We start from the raw sequence: 17,177 nt of genomic DNA on the forward strand, positions 1-17,177 counted from the left end.
CGGCACGCCACAGCGGCTGGCCGGGTAGAATGCGGTGGCACGGCCCCGTGCGACGCGCGGGGCTTCATCTATGTGTTGAGGAGTGACCCCCATGCCGAGTGTGGTGGTTGTTGGAGCCCAATGGGGCGACGAAGGCAAGGGCAAAGCCACTGACCAGTTGGGCGATCGCGTCGACGTGTGTGTCCGGTATTCCGGCGGCAACAACGCGGGCCACACCCTGGTGGTGGGCGGGGAGAAGTTCGTTCTCCACCTGCTGCCCTCGGGCATCCTGAACCGCAACACCACGACGGTGATCGGCAACGGCGTCGTCGTCGATCTGGACGTGCTCGCCGAGGAACTGAAGGTGCTGAGCGACCGCGGCGTCGACGTGCCCCACCCGCTCATCTCGGCCAACGCTCACATCATCACGGAGTACCACAAGGTCATCGACAAGGTCACCGAGCGGTTCCTCGGGAAGCGGAAGATCGGCACGACCGGCCGCGGTGTCGGGCCCTGCTACTCCGACAAGGTCAACCGCCTCGGCATCCGCATCCAGGACATTCTGGACGAGTCGATCCTGCGGCAGAAGGTCGAGGCGGCGCTGGACCAGAAGAACCAGTTGCTGGTCAAGGTCTACAACCGCCGCGAGATCGACGCCGAAGGCGTGGTGCAGTCGCTGCTCAAGCACGCAGACGTCATCCGGCCCCACATCGTCGACTCCGGCCGGTACGTCAACGACGCGCTCGACGAGGGCAAGGTCGTCCTGTTCGAGGGTGCGCAGGCCCACCACCTGGACGTCGATCAGGGGACCTATCCCTACGTCACCTCCTCGAACCCGACCGCGGCTGGTGCCACCACCGGCGGCGGGGTCGGCCCCACCCGAATCGATCGAACCATCGGGATCGCCAAGGCCTACACCACCCGCGTGGGGGAGGGCCCGTTCCCGACCGAGCTCTTCGACGAGGACGGCGAGAAGTTGCGCCGGATCGGTGCGGAGTTCGGCGCCACCACCGGGCGGCCGCGCCGCTGCGGTTGGTTCGACGCGCTGCTCGTGGAACAGGCGGTCAAGATCAACGGCTTCACCGACATCTTCCTCACCAAGCTCGACATCCTGTCGGGATGGGAAAAGATCCCCGTGTGTGTCGCCTACGAGGTCGACGGCGTCCGTCACGACGTGATGCCGATGACCCAGTCCGACTTCCACCACGCCAAGCCCGTCTACGAGTATCTCGACGGTTGGGCCGAGGACATCAGCGGTTGCCGCGTGTTCGACGAGCTGCCCCCCACGTGCCAGGCCTACGTGCACCGCCTTGAGGAGCTCATCGGCTGCCGCATCAGCGGCATCGGCGTCGGTCCCGGGCGTGAGCAGTCGGTCGCGATCCACGATCTGATCTGAGGTGGCGCAGAAGGGGCCGCTGGCACTGCGGCTGTGGAACTTCAAGAAGGCGTTCATCGAGGACGACACCCCCGTCGACGACCTGTCCTTCCTGTCGCGTCACCGTGACACGCTGCGCGAACTCGTCATCACCGGGGATGAAGAGATGGACGTGGCGGAAATCAATCAGCTACGGGCCCTCGAGCGCCTGAACATCAATGCCCCAGGCGGTGCCAATGCTGTCCTTCGGCTGGCGGGGATGCCGTCGCTGAGGCAGCTGTCGATCCTTGACCGGGGTCCTGAGGGCAGGCGCCTGATCGTCGATTTCGGCGGAGCGACGGAGATCCGCCAGGTGTTGCTGGCGGCCCCGGACGAAAGTGAGGTCGCGGCCGTCGCGGCCCTCCCTCGGCTGGCTGACGCGACGCTGGAAGGGGCAGGGGCGTTCCCCGCCCGCTTCGCGTCGCTGGAACTCACGGACCTGACCGTGACGGGCGTGACGTCCTGGCCGGCGTCGGTGACAGGGATCGAGCGCGTGGTGAGTCTGGAGGTCGCCGAGTCGAGAGGGCTGGCTGATCTCTCGCTCTTCGCAGACGCGAGCCCGCTGCGTTTCCTCACCCTGTTCGACCTCCCGGGACTGCGAAGCCTCCGGGGCGTGCGCTTCGCCGACGACGCTGAGATCGACATTCAGGGGTGCCCCGACCTGGTGGACCTCGGCGAGCTTGATCCCGGCCGTGCCGTCGGGGGCGCCGTGACCGGCAGCCCCCGGCTGGGTCTGCCATGACCACGAAACGACTCGTCACCGCGCTCGTGGTGGTCCTCGTCGGCTTCATGGTGGCCACTGTGGCCATCGCCTTCGGCCAGGACGACATCGACTGGGGCTGGTGGTGGGCCGTCCCGCTGGGCGGCTTTTTCGTGCTCGTGGTCCTCGGCTTCCGCGTGCTGGTGCAACGCTCGCAGGAGGCCGCCGAGCGAGCCGACCGCGAGGCTGACGAACCAGCCCGCTGACCTCAACGTCTCCCGGGTAGGGGAGCGAGGGACGAGCGCCCGGTTCGCCTACTCCTTCACCCTGAGAAAACGTGCCTGCGCAGCGATATGGCGCACGGCACATCATTTTCTCAGGATGAAAGGCTGAGGGAAGCGGAAGGGGCGGAGGCCTCAGCCTCCGCCCCATCCTGTCGGACCAGATCAGCCCTTGACCGCGCCGGCGGTCATGCCGCGCACGAGGAAGTTCTGGAGCGTGAAGAACACGATCATCGGCAGCACCATCGAGATGAAGGCGCCGGCGGTGACGAGTTCAGCACCCTGACCCTGTGTACCCAGCAACTGCTGGACCTTGACGATCACCGTCGTGTTGTCGTTGGACAGGAACAGCTTGGCAATGAGCAGGTCGTTCCACACCCACAGGAACTGCAGCGTGGCGAACGCCGCGATCGCGGGCGTCGACATCGGGGCGATGAGCTTCCAGAAGATCTGGAAGTTCGAGCACCCGTCGATGCGGGCCGATTCGACGACGCTGTAGGGAAGCGACGACATGTAGTTGCGCAGCGTGTAGATGCACAGCGGCATGCCGAAGCCTGTGTGGAGGATCCACACCGCCAGATACTGTCCAGAGATGCCCAGGCCGTTGGGGCCCATGAGGTTGAGCAGGGGCTGGAACGCCACCTGGATGGGCACCACCATGACCGCGACGATGATGATGAACAGCACGTCCTTGAACGGGAAGCTCATGAACGTGAACGCGTAGGCCGCGAACGCCGCGAACATGATCGGGATGATCGTGGCCGGAACCGCGACGGCGATGCCGTTGAGGAACGCGTTGCCCATGTCCTGCATCTCGAACACCCGGGTGTAGTTGTCGAACGTCCAGGTGCGCTCGAAGGGCTTGTAGATCGCCTCCCACCAGCCACCGCGGAGCGCGGAATCGCGGGTCTGGAAGCTGATCACGAGCAGGCCGAGCGTGGGCACGGCCCACAACAAGGCAAGCAGGAACATGACCACCATGGAGAAGGGACTGCGGTAACGGCCGTCCTTCATTCTGCTGACGCTCATCGCATTGACTCCTGTTGCCTGAACAGCCGCACCTGGTAGATGAGGACGGGGAGAATCGCGACCAGGAGGACCACCACGATGGCGGTGGCCCGGCCGGCCTGGAGGTTGGTGAACATCTCACGGAAGAACATGTTCGCGATGACGTCCGTGTTGTTGCGCCCGTTGGTGAGCACGTAGATGATGTCGAAGACCTTCATGACCAGGATCAGCACGGTGATGAAGACCGTGATGATCGTCCCCATGATCTGGGGGATGATCACCTGGAAGAAGATCTTGAACTCGGACGCGCCGTCGATGCGGGCGGCCTCGATCGTGTCCTCGGGGACACCCTTGATGGCCGACGAGAGCAGCACCATCGCGAAGCCCACCTGCAGCCAGATGAGGATCACCATGAGCAGGAGCGAGTTCAACCGCCCAGTGTCGATGGACAACCAGGCGAGCGGTTCGTTACCCGTCGCTGTGCGCATCGCGTTGAGGATGGCCGTCTGCGGCTGGCCCGGGGGCTGGTAGCCGTAGACCGTCGTCGACCAGATCGCCGACGCCGCCACGAACGAGATCGCCATCGGGAGGAAGATGAAGCTCTTCGACCACTTCTCACCAGCTGCGGACAGCTTGTCGGAGAGAACGGCGACGATGACGCCCAGCGCCACGGTCACAGCCGGGACGATCGCGATCCACAACACGTTGTTGAAGATGGCGGACCAGAACTCCGAGCTTTGGAACAGGAAGGTGTAGTTGGCCCACGGGGGGTCCATGTACTCGGTGCTGTTGCGGTTCGCGAAGGAGTAGTTGATCGTCTGGATGGTCGGGTAGAGCAGCATGAGGCCGATCAGCGAGAAGCCCGGCAACAGGAACGCGTAGGGCATCAATCCGTGCTCGAGCGAGCGCGGCAGCCCCTCGATCGCCATGTTGAGGAACCAGAAGAAGATCGCGGCACCGCCCACGCCCACGATGAGGGCGAGGATGGCCATGAGGATCTTGCTGTCGAAGAACCACTGCGGGTAGTAGGCGAAGGCCAGGAACAGGTTGCCCATGAACCAGAGGGTGAAGGCCGCGCCGACGGCGCCGCCGATCACCTTGAGCGGCTGCAGGCCAGTGGTGGCTGCTGTGGGTGGACCTGACGGGTCAGGGCTGTCGGGCACCCCGCTCACGGGAGGCGGGGTGGCACTTGGAGTGCTCATCACTCCTCCTCTTCCTCCGACTCCGGCCAGGTGGCGGCGATGGCGTCGGCGGTGTCCTGGGCGGACTTACCGGATTGGAAGGCCACCATCTCGGTCCAGAAGCTGCCCGAACCCACCTCGCGAGGCATGACGTCGGAGCCGTCGTACCGGAACACGTCGGAGCTCACGGCGAGCTCGGCGATCTGTCGGGTCGTCTCGTTGGGGTACAGCGAGGTGTCGAAGGTGGTGTGCGGGCTCAGCCAGCCACCGGCCTCGGCCCAGGGGCCACCGAACTGGTCGGAGCTCAGGAACTCCATGACGGCGATGGTGTCGGCGTCGTAGCTGAACGCTGCGGCGAGGTCGCCGCCGCCCAGCATCGGCTGGCCGTCGTAGCCTTCCTCGTCGCGCGGGAACACGAAGATGCCGATCTCCTCATCGAGATTGGACGCGATCTCGGGCGGGAAGAAGCCGATCGCGAAGTTGCCCTGGCGCATCATGTAGCAGCCGGGGGTTTCGCTGAAGGCCGGGTTCATGGCGTCGGAGAACGGCGTGTTGATGATGCCGTCGTTGCCGCCGATCACGTTCTCAGGGGTGGCGAGCTCGCCATAGCGCTCGATCGACTGCACGATGCGCTCGTCGTTGAACGGGATGCGCCCGAAGATCCAGTCGTCGTAGACCTGAGGACCCCACATTCGCAGGACGTACTCCTCGATCCAGTCCGTGCCGACCCAGCCGGTGGCCTGGTCGGAGCCCCACGCGATGCACCACGGGGTGGTGCTGGTCTCAGTGCGGATCTGTTCGGTCAGCTCGTCCAGTTCCTGAAGGGTGGCCGGAGCGGTGTTCCACCCGTTCTCCTCGAAGGCCTTCTTCGGGTACCAGACGATGCTCTTCACTGCCATGCGCATGGGCACGGCATACACACGGCCCTTGTAGCGGGCCGAGTCCAGGAAGCCGGGCACCAGCGTCGAGTTCAACGAGTCGTAGTCGAGGAACTCGTCGATCGGGTAGATGTGGCCGCCCTCGGCCAGGTTCATCACGCCGCCGGGTTGCGGGAACAGGCCGATGTCGGGCAGGTCGCCCGCGCTCACCCGCACCTGGATGGTGTTGGTGAAGTCCTGATCGGAGACGTAGTCGACCTGGATGCCGGTCTCGTCGATGAACGGTTGAAGGGCCTCGTTGAACAGCGCCTCCTCATCACCGCCGAACGCACCCATGATGGTCACGATGCCGTCGCCCGCCTCGGGTTCGCCCAAGCTGAATCCTCCGGCCTGGTTGGACCCGGCGTTCGGGTCCTGCAGACAGCCGCTCAACAGCAACCCCCCTGCGACGAGGAGCGCGGGTATGCGGGCTTTCCGCCAGTGTTGCTTAGCCATCGTTGGCTCCCTTCCGGCGCTACCCCTCCCACGGCTGTGTGGTCGGCGAGCGCGCCTGACTCTCGTGCCGGAGCTTAGCAACAGTCGCGTCATGGAGGCTGCGATAGTCGCGACATAGTTACCGAATGGTGACTCCCGGATCTGTCCGTTGCGCTGAACGCCGGGGAGGTCTCCCCGGCGGCGCGGGTTAGGGTTGGGCCGTGAAAATTCTCCTCCTGGGTTCCGGTGGCCGCGAGCACGCGATCGGCCGCGCACTGGCACACGATCCCGCCGTCACCGAACTGCACGTCGCCCCCGGCAATCCAGGCCTCTCATCAATCGCGACGATGCATTCGGCGGATCCCGCGTCCCCAACAGCGGTGCTGGACCTGGCGCGCTCCCTGCAGGTCGACCTGATCGTCATCGGCCCCGAAGCGCCGCTGGTGGCGGGTGTGGCCGACGCACTTCGCGACGCCGGCTTCGATGTCTTCGGACCCGGCCGCGAGGCCGCGGTGCTGGAGGGGTCGAAGGCCTTCGCGAAGGAGGTCATGCGGTCTGCCGGCGTGCCGACGGCCGACGCGCGGGTGTGTGAAACCCCCGACGAGGTCTCGGCGGCGTTGGACGAGTTCGGGCCTCCGTACGTGGTCAAGAACGACGGCCTCGCCGCGGGCAAGGGAGTCGTGGTGACGACGGATCGGCAGGAGGCGCTGGACCACGCCGCGTCGTGTGGCCGCGTCGTGATCGAGGACTTCCTCGACGGCCCCGAGGTTTCGCTGTTCGCCATCTGCGACGGAGAGCGCGCGCTCCCTCTGCTGCCTGCGCAGGACTACAAGCGGGTCGGAGATGACGACGAGGGCCCCAACACCGGGGGTATGGGAGCGTACTGCCCACTGTCGTGGGCCGACGCGGGTCTGACCGACCAGATCATGTCCGAGGTCGTCAATCCCACGCTGGCCGAGATGCGCCGCCGCGGGACCCCGTTCATCGGGCTGCTGTACGCGGGGCTGGCGCTCACCTCGAGGGGGCTCCGCGTCGTCGAGTTCAACGTCCGCTTCGGGGACCCCGAAACCCAGGCCGTCTTGTCGCTGTTGAAGACACCCCTGGCAGGCGTCCTCCGGGCGGCCGCGCGCGGCGAACTGGACAGCGTGCCGGAACTTGACTGGCACGACGGTGCGGCCGTCGTCGTCGTCTCGGCCGCCGAAGGCTACCCCGGAACCCCGGCGACCGGACGTCCCATCACGCTCCCCGACGACGAAACTGACGCGTACGTGCTGCACGCCGGCACGCGGATCGAGGGCGGCCGTCTGGTGTCGTCGGGCGGGAGGGTGCTGGGCATCGTCGGCCGAGGCGCCGACCTCGACGAGGCCCGCCGCCTGGCTTACGCACTCCTGGAGAGAATCGACTTCGCCGGCGGCTTCAGCCGCACCGACATTGGCGTGCCCCACTGAGGACGTATCGACCGTTTCCCTGAGTAGTTCGCGAGGGACGAGCGAACGAAGGTCTTATGGTCTGTCAAGTGGTGTGGGGGAGGTTGTTGAGGTCTGTTTGGAGGGCGGTCCAGAGGTCTCGGGTGACGTGTCGTTTGAGTGCTCGGATGGCTTCGGAGCGGGTCTTTCCTTCGGATACTCGGCGTTGGATGTAGGTCTTGGATCGCGGGTCGGTTCCGAGGCGTCCGATGACGACGCGGTGGATGACGCTGTTGGCTTGCCGGTCGCCCGAGCGCGACAATCTCCACCGGCTGGACTTTCCGGATTGAACGGGCAGTGGTGCCACGCCGACAAGTTTGGCGAACGCGTCACCGGAGGTGATCCGGCCGGGGTGACCGGCGGTGATCAACAACTGGGCAGTGGTCACTGGCCCGACATGATGCTGGGCCAGCAGGGTCGGCGCGATCGGGGTGAGGATCCTGAGCAGTTGCGCATCGATCTCGACGATGGCCCGATCATGGTCGAGGCAGGCACGGGCGAGGTCCCTGAGGGCGAGTTTGTAACTGTTGACAGGGTCGTGGAGACGAGTCAGGTCGGGACGCCACGCGGCGATCCGGGCCAGTTTCTGGGCCGAGTTCAACCCCCGCACCTGGTCAGCGAGGTCGTCGGGACAGGTCACCAGCATCCCGCCTACACGGCCCCAGGCCCGCTGCCTGGAGCTCCGGTGATGGGCCCGCAGCACCATCAACGGTCGTAGCGCGGCGATCGCGGGATGATAGTGCTTGGCTAGGCCCTTCTGGGTGCCGGCCGCCGCCGCGGTCGCCGCCCGGTACGCGTCGAGCTCATCGGTCTTCCCGTGCCGGGCCCGGTCACCTCGTTCGGTGTGGTTGATCTCGATCACCTCGATCCCGGCAGCATGCAACACGGCGCTCAACCCGGCACCATAGGTGCCGGTCTGTTCCACCCCGGCCCGCGAGACCCTGCCATGACCCACAGCCCAGTCCAGCAACTCAAGATAGCCGGCCGGGGTGGCCGGGAACTGCTGGTCAGCCACCGGAGCACCGGTCGCCGCATCCACCAACGCCGCGTGATGGATGTCCAGATGGGTATCGATACCCACCACCACCGATCCTGATGGGGGGTTGCGGTGACGGCGCGTGTGTGATGTCTTGTACATGTTGCCTCCCTCAAGGCTTGTCACTATCAGCCGGGAGGGATGGCTCAGCAGGCCGGGGACCGGAGCACTACAGAGATGAGCCCCACACACGCGGGGCACGGTCTTATCAAGCTACCGCCCCGGCCTGACCCATCCCCCAACCCGCACGCGGGGTCAGACACCGGCCCGGATCTCCCAGGGATCAACGAGGCAGGGCACATCGCAGCAACGCCCTCCAGGGCAGTATCGAAGACAGCCACCACCACAAGACCACCGGAAAGCCCGGCACCCTCATCCTCGCTGATCCCCGGGAAACCCGGTACCCCCAATCCTCTCTGTATCGAAGGGCATCCCGCGGCGTCGCGCTGACCTGGGTGAGCGGTCATGTCGCGAGCCCTTCGATTCGCGGCCGCTCGTACCTCGCGGCCGCTACTCAGGGAAACGGCAAGCGCGGGTCAGGCGATGATCGGGGGCACGGCCTCGGTCGGGTGCTTCTGCCAGCTCTCGGGGACTCCCAGGCCTTCGGCGAGTTCCTTGGCGCGCGGCCGAAGTTCGCCGCAGAGGGCGTCTACCGTCGCAGTGATCGCCTTGGACTTCTTCGGGTCGAAGGCCTCGTGCTCCAGGTACCAGGCGCGGTTCTGCTCGATCGTCCACAGCGCGTACAGGTCGCACACCTTGACGAGGATCGCCTTGATGTAGTCGTCGGCGGTCTCCTCGATGCCCTCGATGAAGGCCTCCAGGACGATCCGGTCGACGTGGGCCTTGGCCGCCTCGATCATGTGCATCTGGCACGCGTTGATGGCCGCGTCGCGCTGGTCCTCGGGCTGCTTCGACGCCGCGCGCATCCGGGCGGCGAGGCTCTCGACGATGTGCGACTCCCGGAACTCGAACATCTGGACGTGCCAGCCGCGGGCGCGGAGCCGTTCGGACTCCGGCTTGCGGTTGGCGACGGCGACGAGGCGGTCGATGGCCGACCGGGCCGTGGTGCGCTCCATGAACGCACCGCCGATGAGCTTCGCTGTCTTCGACGCCGTCCCGCGCAGATCCATGTCGCCCCAGGTCGACTTGTACTCCAGAAGGAGCGCCTTGGCGACCAACTGCAGCAGCACCGTGTTGTCGCCCTCGAACGTGGCGAAGATGTCGGCGTCCTGGCGCGTCATCGTGATGCCGTTGTCGGACATGTAGCCCGCGCCGCCGCACGCCTCCCTCGCCTCTTGGATCGCATCGAGTGCCCACCTGGTCAGGAGGGCCTTCATCCCGGCCGCGCGGGTCTCCAGTTCGCGGGACGCGGGGCTGCCCGGATCCTCCTGATCGAGCACGCGTTGCAGCTGCTGGGCGAGTTCGTTCTGCGCGAACCCATACGCGTAGGCCCGAGCGACGTGCGGCAGGAGGCGACGCTGATGGCTGAGGTAGTCGAACAGCGGGATCTCCTCGCCGAGGCCGGCGCGGCGGAATTGCCGACGGTTGAGTCCGTGATGGACGGCGATAGCCAGGGCCTTGCGGGCACCTGACGCAGCGCCGCCGCCGACGCAGATGCGTCCGCGCACGAGCGTGCCCAGCATGGTGAAGAAGCGGGCGTTCTTGGACTCGATGGGGGAGTGGTAGGCGCCGTCCTCGCCGACGCCGCCATAGCGGTCGAGCAGCATCGACCGGGGGACCCGAACGTGCTCAAACGAGATCGTGCCGTTGTCGACGCCGAGCAGGCCTCCCTTGTGGCCGTGATCGCCGATCGTGACGCCCGGCATGGGGTTGCCGTCCTCGTCACGAATGGGGACCAGGGCGACGTGTACGCCCTGGTGCTCGTCGTCGACCCAGAGCTGACCGAACACCGCGGCCATGCGACCGTCGCGGGCCGCGTTGCCGATGTAGGCCTTCGTGGCTGTGGGCGAGGGGGAGTGGACGACGTACTCCTGCGTGTCAGGGTCCCAGGTGATCGACGTTTCGATGGACTGCACGTCCGATCCATGCCCGAGTTCCGTCATAGCGAAGCAGCCGGGCAGGTCGACGTTGATCGCGCCAGGGAGGAACGTCTCGTGGTGGTACTGGGTGCCGAGGTTGGTGATGGCTCCGCCGAACAGGCCGTGCTGGACGCCCGACTTGATCGTCAGCGAGAGGTCGCCCATGGCCATCATCTCGAAGTTCGCCACGGATTCCGCGCTGGTGCCCGTGCCGCCCTGCGCGGAGGGGAAGCCTGCGGTGACGAAGTCGCGCTGAGCGAGCTTCTTGACCCGGTCGAGGGTCCAGTCACGTGCCTCCTCCATGCTCAACGCGGTGTCGCGGACCACCTCGTCTGCGCTCACCTCGTCGCGCCAACGCTGCTTGAGGTCGTGGAAGGGGCCATCGAGAGCGCGGCGAAGGCCTTCGCCGGTGGGTGAGATGGACATGAGTGTCAACTCCTTTGTTGTGCTGCGAATGCGGGGGCGAAAAGCTGGTCGACGTAGCCGACGACCTCGGCGCGCGGGCGCCGGAAATTAGTGATGATCCAGCGGTCGGAGACCGCCCAGATGAAGCCGACCGCGCCGTGTCCCCAGATGTTGGCCGGCTCCTCGTCCAGGCCTTCCCGGCGAAGCCACGCGCGCAGGACGGTGGCGACCTCGTTGCCGATGCGCGTGGTGACGCCCGTGACCGGATCGGGGGAGTCGCTGGTGGGCCGCGACGAGACGAACAGGTACAGGTTGCGGTCGCGCTCGACGACGGCGAGGTAGGCGTCGGCAAGCCGCAGGATGAGCTCGTGCGGGGGGAGGTTGTCGGCCTCGTCGAGGGGCAGCTTGCGGACGATGAAGTCCTGCACGGATTCGACGACCGCACGGTACAGGCCCGCCTTGTCACCGAAGTGCCGGTAGAGGACGGTCTTCGACGTCTTGGCCTGCGCGGCGATCTCGTCCATGCCGACGTGCGGGCCATGTTTGCGGATGGCGCGCACGGCGTCCTGGACGAGCGCACGCCGTCGCTGGTTGTTGTGCTCCTCCCAGCGGGACGCACGGCCGTCCTGGACGGGCGCCGTCGCGCCGCTCTTCTGGTTCATGTAACCGAGGGTACCCGAAACCTGACGTACCTGCTACCCTGGGTATCGGTTACCGGTCAGCCGGGACCCTGAACTTCCGGGAGGACTTTTAAATGACGACACGTACCGCGGTGATTGTCGGCGGCAACCGCACCCCCTTCGTCAAAGCCGGCGGCAAGTACGCCATGGCCTCGGCCCAGGACCTGCTGACGGCAGCGCTCGACGGGCTCGTCGCGCGATTCGGGCTGGCGGGCCAGAAGGTCGACGAGGTGGTCGCCGGCGCCGTGCTCAAGCACACCCGTGACTTCAACCTCACGCGGGAGGCCGTGCTCGGCTCCGCCCTCTCCGCGCACACGCCCGCCTGCGACCTGCAGCAGGCGTGCGGGACCGGTCTCGAGGCCGTCGTCTACGTCAGCAACAAGATCCGGCTGGGTCAGATGGACGTCGGCATCGCTGGCGGCGTCGACAGCGCCTCGGACGCGCCGATCGTCGTGTCGGAGCCGATGCGAAGGGCCATGCTGGACCTCAGCCGCGCCCGGTCGCTGCCGGACAAGCTCGCGGCGCTAGCCAAGATCCGGCCCGCCGATCTCGTCCCAGTCCCCCCGGGTGTCGTCGAGCCGCGCACAGGGCTCTCCATGGGTGAGTCGCAGGCCAGGACCACGGCCAAGTGGGAGGTGTCGAGAGAGGATCAGGACCAGCTCGCCCTGGAATCGCACCACAAGCTGGCCGAAGCCTGGGACGACGGCTTCTTCGACGACCTGGTGACCCCCTACCTCAAGGTCTCGCGCGACGGCATCCTGCGCCCGGAGACCTCGATGGAGGCACTGGGCAAGCTCCGCACCGTCTTCGGCAAGGGCGACGAGGCCACCATGACGGCGGGTAACTCCACCGCGCTGACCGACGGCGCGGCGCTCGTGCTGCTCGCCGAGGAGGAGGAGGCCCGACGTCGAGGCTGGCCGGTGTGGGCCAAGGTGGTCGACGCCCAGGTGGCAGCCACCGGCTACGTCAACGGCGAAGAGGACCTCCTGTTGGCTCCGGTGCGTGCCATCCCAACGCTGTTGGAGCGAAACGGGCTGACGCTCGCCGACTTCGACTTCTACGAGTTCCACGAGGCGTTCGCCTCCACGGTGCTGGCCACCCTCAAGGCGCTGGAAGCAGACGGCCACGGGACCGTGGACCGCACCAAGCTCAACGTCAAGGGCTCGTCCCTGGCCGCCGGGCACCCGTTCGCCGCGACCGGCGGCCGCATCGTCGCCTCGCTCGCGAAAATGCTCGCCGAGAAGGGCCCGGGCTCCCGCGGGCTGGTATCCATCTGTGCAGCCGGCGGCCAGGGCGTCGTCGCAATTCTGGAGGCGTGAGATGAGCATTCTCGAGATGATCTACGGCACCCCGGCCGGAAAGTTTGTGGCCAAGAAGGCCGGACTCAGCGAACCGCCGACGCTTCGTCGGGGGCGCACCATGCCGTCGGGGCCGGTCGCGCTGGCCGAACTCGGCGGCGGCGGGCTGGCGGCCGAGTGCCTGCAGCTGCTCGGCGTCTCGACCGTGGAGCCGCTGCTCGACGTGGCCGATGCCCGCACGAAGGACGACAAGGGCCGGATGCAGCCGCCGCGGTACCAGACCAGACCGGGCGCGGTCGTCGTCGACGCCACCGGGGTGCGCCGCATCACCGAGCTCGAGGGGATCCGCCAGGCGCTGCGCCCAGCGATGCGCGGGCTGGAGAAGTCCGGTCGCATCATCATCCTCGCCACAGACGCCACGGGCGTGGAGGGGCTGGAGGCGAAGGCCGTTGCGCAGGGCATCGACGGCATCAACCGCACTGTCGGCAAGGAGCTCCGCGACGGGTCGACGTCGAACCTCGTCTTCGTCAAGCCCGGTACGACTGCCGCGGACCTTGCGTCCACCCTGTCGTTCCTGCTCGAGGGCCGCTCGGCCTTCGTCAGCGGTCAGGCGTGGCGGGTGGGCCCGTCCAAGGACCCCCACGACCTCACCGACCGTCCCTTCGACGGCCGGGTCGTGGTGGTGACGGGAGCCGCCCGCGGGATCGGAGCGGCCATCGCGCGAACCTTCTCCCGCGACGGCGCGACGGTCGTGGCCGTCGACATCCCCGCCGCCGGCGATGCCCTTGCCAAGGTGGCCAACGAGATCGGTGGGTCGGCCCTTCAGCTCGACATCACCGCCGCCGACGCCGGCCAGAAGATCGCCGGCCACGTGGCCCGCGTGCACGGCGCGCAGAAGCGGATCTGGGCGATCGTCCACAACGCCGGGATCACGCGCGACAAGATGCTCGCCAACCTCGACGAGAAGCTCTGGGCCTCCGTCCTCGACGTCAACCTGGCCGCCGAGATGCGCATCAACGACTTCCTCCTCAGCAACCCGGATGCCCCGGGCGGGCTGGACACCAGCGCCCGGATCGTGGGCATCGCCTCCACCTCCGGGGTCGCGGGGAACAAGGGACAGACGAACTACGCGGCCTCGAAGGCCGGTGTCATGGGCCTGGTCTGGGCGATGAAGGACGAGCTTGCCGACCGCCCGATCACGGTCAACGCGGTGGCACCGGGCTTCATCGAGACCGAGATGACCGGCGCCATCCCGTTCGTGCAGCGGGAGATCTTCCGCCGCACCAACTCGCTCAACCAGGGTGGCAAGCCCGTCGACGTCGCCGAGACCCTCGCCTACCTGTGCGGGCCGGCGTCCGGGGGTGTCGACGGCCAGGTCATCCGAGTCTGCGGCCAGAACCTGGTGGGCGCCTGATGTCGCGCGATGTTCAGGTGCTGCCGACCCTGCCGAAGGTGGAGGGGCTGTGGCTGAAGGCTGCCAAGGGCCTGCTCAAGCGGCCGGGGGAGCGATCGCAGCTCCCCGACCGCACGCTGATGGTCCTCGACCACACCCAGAGCGTGCTCGGGCTCGCGGACTACGCCCGCGTCACCGGCTTCGCGCTGCGCGACTCCGTGCCCGCCACGTGGCTGCACGTCCTGACCTTCCCGCTGCAGACCGAGCTGATGGCCGCCGAGGACTTCCCGTTCCCGCTGGCCGGTCTCGTGCACGTCACGAACGAGATGACCCTGCACCGCCCCGTCGCGGTGGGGGAGAAGCTGCGCATCTCGGTGAGAGCAGAGGACCTCCAGCCCCACGCGAAGGGGGCCACCTACGCCATGCGCGGCGAGGTCCACGCCGGAGATGAACTGGTGTGGGACGGCACGTCCACCTACCTCGCCACCGGAGTGAAGATGTCGGGGGAGGCCCCTCCCGCCGTCCGGCTCGAGGCCCCCGACGTTACGCCGTCGCAGCAGTGGCGGCTGGGCCCGGACCTGGGCAGGCAGTACGCCGACGTCTCGGGTGACGCCAACCCGATCCATCTGACTCCGCTGACCGCACGGCTGTTCGGCTTCCCCCGCCCGATCATCCACGGCATGTGGACCCACGCCCGCGCCGTCGCCGCCCTCGGGGGCAAGCTGCCGGAGGCCTACTCGGTGAGGGTGCAATTCGCCAAGCCGATCTTCCTGCCGGGCAAGGTGGGGTTCGCCTCCGAGCGGGAGGGGGACGGGTGGCGCTTCGCCGTCGTCAACAAGGACGGCAAGCCGCATCTGGTGGGCGAACTCACCGGCTGACGCCGATCCTTGCCACACTGGTGACCGCCCGTGTCCCGGCGGGCGGGAGAGCAGGTGATCATGGCTGATTGTCCGTGTGGAGGCGGCTCCTGGGATGAGTGCTGCGGCCCGCTTCTCGCGGGCACGCGCCAGGCGGGGACCGCCGAGGCGCTCATGAGGTCGCGGTACAGCGCGTTCGTCTTCGGGGACAGCGACCACCTGTGGCGCACCTGGCATCCGCGCACCAGACCCGCCTCCGTCGACGCTGCTGGCGTCGAGTGGCTCCGCCTCGAGGTGCTCGACGTCGTCGGCGGGGGAGAGGACGACGCGGAGGGGGTCGTCGAGTTCGACGCCCACCACGCCGGTGGGGTGTTGCACGAACGGTCCCGGTTCGCGCGCCGCGCCGGCCGCTGGTTCTACCTCGACGCTGCCACGCCCTGAGCTTGTCGCCTGGTCCCTGAGCTTGTCGAAGGGTAACGGCCTCGTGACTGCGCTCCGCCCCCGACCCCAGGGGGCGAGGCGAGCGGGACCCTCCGACAAGCTCATGGAGCAAGCACCGAGGGCCCAAGGGGGCCGTGTCAGCGATCGGGATGCCGACGCCAACTTTTCCGCTATCCCCGCGCCCGGTCCTAGGCTTCAGCCATGAGCGTTCCCAATGTGCTGGCCAACCGATATGCCTCCACCCAGATGCGCGACATCTGGGCCCCCGAGGCCAAGATCGTCTCCGAGCGCAAGCTCTGGCTCGCCGTCCTGCGCGCGCAGCGGGACCTCGGCGTCGACTTCGGCGGAGCGGATCCGGACGCGGTCATCGCGGCCTACGAGGCTGTCGTCGAGCAGGTAGATCTCGCCTCGATCGACGCCCGCGAGCGCGTCACCCGGCACGACGTCAAGGCGCGCATCGAAGAGTTCAACGACCTGGCGGGCCACGAGCACATCCACAAAGGAATGACGTCCCGGGACCTCACCGAGAACATCGAGCAGTTGCAGGTGCTCCAGTCCCTTCGGCTCGTCCGCGTTCGGGTGGTCGCGGCGCTCGCCCAGCTTGCGCGGCTCGCGACGCAGTACGCCGACCAGCCCCTCACCGGGCGTTCCCACAACGTCGCGGCACAGCTGACGACGCTCGGCAAGCGTTTCGCGACGGCGGCCGACGAGCTCCTGGTGGCGCTCGGGCGCCTCGACGATCTGATCGGCCGCTATCCGGCGCGAGGCATCAAGGGACCGGTCGGCACTGCGCAGGACATGCTGGATCTCCTCGGCGGGGACGCCGGAAGGCTCGCCGAGCTGGAGGGCCGGATCGCCGCTGAACTCGGCTTCGCTGACGTGCTCACCTCCACGGGACAGGTGTACCCGAGGTCGCTCGACTACGACGCGGTCACCGCGTTGGCGCAGATCGCCGCGGCGCCGTCGAACGTGGCCACCACGATCCGGCTCATGGCCGGGCTCGAACTGGTCACCGAGGGTTTCAAAGAGGGACAGGTGGGCTCCTCGGCGATGCCCCACAAGATGAACACGCGCTCGTGCGAGCGGGTCAACGGTCTGGCCGTGATCCTGCGCGGTTACGTGTCGATGGTCGGCGAGCTGGCGGGCGACCAGTGGAACGAGGGGGACGTCTCGTGCTCGGTGGTGCGCCGCGTCGCCCTGCCCGACGCCTTCTTCGCGCTGGACGGGCTGTTCGAGACCTTCCTCACCGTGCTCGCCGATTTCGGCGCCTTCCCCGCCGTCATCGAGGCTGAGCTGGACCGCTACCTGCCGTTCCTCACCACCACGAAGGTCCTCATGGCCGCGGTCCGCCGCGGGGTGGGTCGGGAGGTGGCGCACGAAGCCATCAAGGAGCACGCCGTCGCCGTCGCCCTGGACCTGCGCAAGGGCGCCCGCACCAACGATCTCCTCGACCGCCTCGCCGCCGACGAGCGGCTGGGGCTGAGCCGTGAGGAGTTGGAGGCGCTGGTCGGCAGCCCGCTGGAGTTGGCCGGCACCGCGCAGGCCCAGGTCGCACGCATCGCGGAGCGCGTGGCCGACGTCGTGGCGGCCGACCCCGAGGCCGCGTCCTACCGACCGGGGTCGGTGCTGTAGGTCGGGCTTCGACCG

At 67.5% G+C, this 17,177-nt stretch carries 15 protein-coding genes; 9 read left to right on the plus strand and 6 right to left on the minus strand.

Annotated elements, in window-relative coordinates; all coding sequences use genetic code 11:
- Positions 1–91: 91 nt before the first annotated feature.
- The 3 genes from RPIT_RS01845 to RPIT_RS01855 are packed head-to-tail and all read left to right on the plus strand — an operon-like array spanning position 92 to position 2,359.
- Complete coding sequence (locus RPIT_RS01845; RefSeq protein WP_077340029.1) at positions 92–1,375, plus strand: adenylosuccinate synthase; 1,284 nt, start codon at positions 92–94, stop codon at positions 1,373–1,375.
- Position 1,376: 1 nt separating this feature from the next.
- Positions 1,377–2,135 carry a hypothetical protein gene (locus tag RPIT_RS01850; protein WP_077340031.1) on the plus strand — a complete coding sequence of 253 codons (759 nt, stop codon included), beginning with the start codon at positions 1,377–1,379 and terminating at the stop codon, positions 2,133–2,135.
- A complete protein-coding gene (locus RPIT_RS01855; protein ID WP_077340033.1) occupies positions 2,132–2,359 on the plus strand; it encodes a hypothetical protein in 228 nt (75 codons plus the stop codon). The genes RPIT_RS01850 and RPIT_RS01855 overlap by 4 nt, the downstream gene beginning before the upstream one ends.
- Positions 2,360–2,539: 180 nt before the next feature.
- Here the strand turns inward: RPIT_RS01855 and RPIT_RS01860 are convergent, their stop codons facing one another.
- Genes RPIT_RS01860 through RPIT_RS01870 form a run of 3 tightly spaced genes read right to left on the minus strand, consistent with a single transcriptional unit; the run spans position 2,540 to position 5,936 of the window.
- The gene (locus RPIT_RS01860; RefSeq protein ID WP_226996312.1) at positions 2,540–3,403 is read right to left on the minus strand and encodes a carbohydrate ABC transporter permease; all 864 of its coding nucleotides are present in this window, start codon (positions 3,401–3,403) and stop codon (positions 2,540–2,542) included.
- On the minus strand, positions 3,400–4,584 hold the full coding sequence (locus RPIT_RS01865) for a carbohydrate ABC transporter permease (RefSeq protein WP_077340037.1): 1,185 nt from the start codon (positions 4,582–4,584) through the stop codon (positions 3,400–3,402). The genes RPIT_RS01860 and RPIT_RS01865 overlap by 4 nt, the downstream gene beginning before the upstream one ends.
- Positions 4,584–5,936 carry an ABC transporter substrate-binding protein gene (locus RPIT_RS01870; RefSeq protein WP_077340039.1) on the minus strand — a complete coding sequence of 451 codons (1,353 nt, stop codon included), beginning with the start codon at positions 5,934–5,936 and terminating at the stop codon, positions 4,584–4,586. The genes RPIT_RS01865 and RPIT_RS01870 overlap by 1 nt, the downstream gene beginning before the upstream one ends.
- A gap of 200 nt (positions 5,937–6,136) precedes the next feature.
- Between RPIT_RS01870 and purD the strand changes: the two genes are divergently transcribed.
- A complete protein-coding gene (purD, locus tag RPIT_RS01875; RefSeq protein WP_077340041.1) occupies positions 6,137–7,363 on the plus strand; it encodes a phosphoribosylamine--glycine ligase in 1,227 nt (408 codons plus the stop codon).
- Positions 7,364–7,427: 64 nt separating this feature from the next.
- On the opposite strand, the gene RPIT_RS01880 is transcribed toward purD, so the two are convergent.
- The 3 genes from RPIT_RS01880 to RPIT_RS01890 all read right to left on the minus strand — a co-directional run bounded on the left by RPIT_RS01880 (position 7,428) and on the right by RPIT_RS01890 (position 11,523).
- Positions 7,428–8,519, minus strand: a complete 1,092-nt coding sequence (locus tag RPIT_RS01880; RefSeq protein WP_077340044.1) for an IS110 family RNA-guided transposase — start codon at positions 8,517–8,519, stop codon at positions 7,428–7,430.
- A 434-nt stretch (positions 8,520–8,953) separates the two neighbouring features.
- Positions 8,954–10,882, minus strand: coding sequence for an acyl-CoA dehydrogenase family protein (locus RPIT_RS01885; RefSeq protein ID WP_077340046.1), 1,929 nt, complete (start codon positions 10,880–10,882; stop codon positions 8,954–8,956).
- A gap of 5 nt (positions 10,883–10,887) precedes the next feature.
- Complete coding sequence (locus RPIT_RS01890) at positions 10,888–11,523, minus strand: TetR/AcrR family transcriptional regulator (protein ID WP_077340048.1); 636 nt, start codon at positions 11,521–11,523, stop codon at positions 10,888–10,890.
- A gap of 92 nt (positions 11,524–11,615) precedes the next feature.
- Here RPIT_RS01890 and RPIT_RS01895 point away from each other — a divergent pair, with 92 nt between their 5' ends.
- The 5 genes from RPIT_RS01895 (at position 11,616) to purB (ending at position 17,162) form a co-directional block, all read left to right on the plus strand.
- The gene (locus RPIT_RS01895) at positions 11,616–12,860 is read left to right on the plus strand and encodes an acetyl-CoA C-acetyltransferase (protein ID WP_077340050.1); all 1,245 of its coding nucleotides are present in this window, start codon (positions 11,616–11,618) and stop codon (positions 12,858–12,860) included.
- Position 12,861: 1 nt separating this feature from the next.
- Entirely contained in the window at positions 12,862–14,253 is a 1,392-nt protein-coding gene (locus tag RPIT_RS01900) for a 3-oxoacyl-ACP reductase (RefSeq protein ID WP_077340052.1), read from the plus strand.
- Complete coding sequence (locus RPIT_RS01905; protein ID WP_077340054.1) at positions 14,253–15,110, plus strand: MaoC/PaaZ C-terminal domain-containing protein; 858 nt, start codon at positions 14,253–14,255, stop codon at positions 15,108–15,110. The genes RPIT_RS01900 and RPIT_RS01905 overlap by 1 nt, the downstream gene beginning before the upstream one ends.
- A gap of 60 nt (positions 15,111–15,170) precedes the next feature.
- On the plus strand, positions 15,171–15,530 hold the full coding sequence (locus RPIT_RS01910) for a YchJ family protein (RefSeq protein ID WP_176789368.1): 360 nt from the start codon (positions 15,171–15,173) through the stop codon (positions 15,528–15,530).
- A 201-nt stretch (positions 15,531–15,731) separates the two neighbouring features.
- Positions 15,732–17,162 carry an adenylosuccinate lyase gene (gene purB / locus RPIT_RS01915; RefSeq protein WP_077340056.1) on the plus strand — a complete coding sequence of 477 codons (1,431 nt, stop codon included), beginning with the start codon at positions 15,732–15,734 and terminating at the stop codon, positions 17,160–17,162.
- Positions 17,163–17,177: the final 15 nt, after the last annotated feature.

The sequence above is a fragment of the Tessaracoccus flavus genome (assembly GCF_001997295.1).
Taxonomy (GTDB): Bacteria; Actinomycetota; Actinomycetes; order Propionibacteriales; family Propionibacteriaceae; genus Arachnia; species Arachnia flava.

What these genes read in the sequence shown, in the direction of transcription:
- RPIT_RS01880 (WP_077340044.1), bottom strand. Translation starts at nt 8,519, where the DNA reads ATGTACAAGACATCACACACGCGCCGTCACCGCAACCCCCCATCAGGA.
- RPIT_RS01870 (WP_077340039.1), bottom strand. Translation starts at nt 5,936, where the DNA reads ATGGCTAAGCAACACTGGCGGAAAGCCCGCATACCCGCGCTCCTCGTC.
- RPIT_RS01885 (WP_077340046.1), bottom strand. Translation starts at nt 10,882, where the DNA reads ATGTCCATCTCACCCACCGGCGAAGGCCTTCGCCGCGCTCTCGATGGC.
- RPIT_RS01865 (WP_077340037.1), bottom strand. Translation starts at nt 4,584, where the DNA reads ATGAGCACTCCAAGTGCCACCCCGCCTCCCGTGAGCGGGGTGCCCGAC.
- RPIT_RS01890 (WP_077340048.1), bottom strand. Translation starts at nt 11,523, where the DNA reads ATGAACCAGAAGAGCGGCGCGACGGCGCCCGTCCAGGACGGCCGTGCG.
- purB (WP_077340056.1), top strand. Translation starts at nt 15,732, where the DNA reads ATGAGCGTTCCCAATGTGCTGGCCAACCGATATGCCTCCACCCAGATG.
- RPIT_RS01895 (WP_077340050.1), top strand. Translation starts at nt 11,616, where the DNA reads ATGACGACACGTACCGCGGTGATTGTCGGCGGCAACCGCACCCCCTTC.
- RPIT_RS01845 (WP_077340029.1), top strand. Translation starts at nt 92, where the DNA reads ATGCCGAGTGTGGTGGTTGTTGGAGCCCAATGGGGCGACGAAGGCAAG.
- RPIT_RS01905 (WP_077340054.1), top strand. Translation starts at nt 14,253, where the DNA reads ATGTCGCGCGATGTTCAGGTGCTGCCGACCCTGCCGAAGGTGGAGGGG.
- RPIT_RS01855 (WP_077340033.1), top strand. Translation starts at nt 2,132, where the DNA reads ATGACCACGAAACGACTCGTCACCGCGCTCGTGGTGGTCCTCGTCGGC.
- RPIT_RS01910 (WP_176789368.1), top strand. Translation starts at nt 15,171, where the DNA reads ATGGCTGATTGTCCGTGTGGAGGCGGCTCCTGGGATGAGTGCTGCGGC.
- RPIT_RS01900 (WP_077340052.1), top strand. Translation starts at nt 12,862, where the DNA reads ATGAGCATTCTCGAGATGATCTACGGCACCCCGGCCGGAAAGTTTGTG.
- RPIT_RS01860 (WP_226996312.1), bottom strand. Translation starts at nt 3,403, where the DNA reads ATGAGCGTCAGCAGAATGAAGGACGGCCGTTACCGCAGTCCCTTCTCC.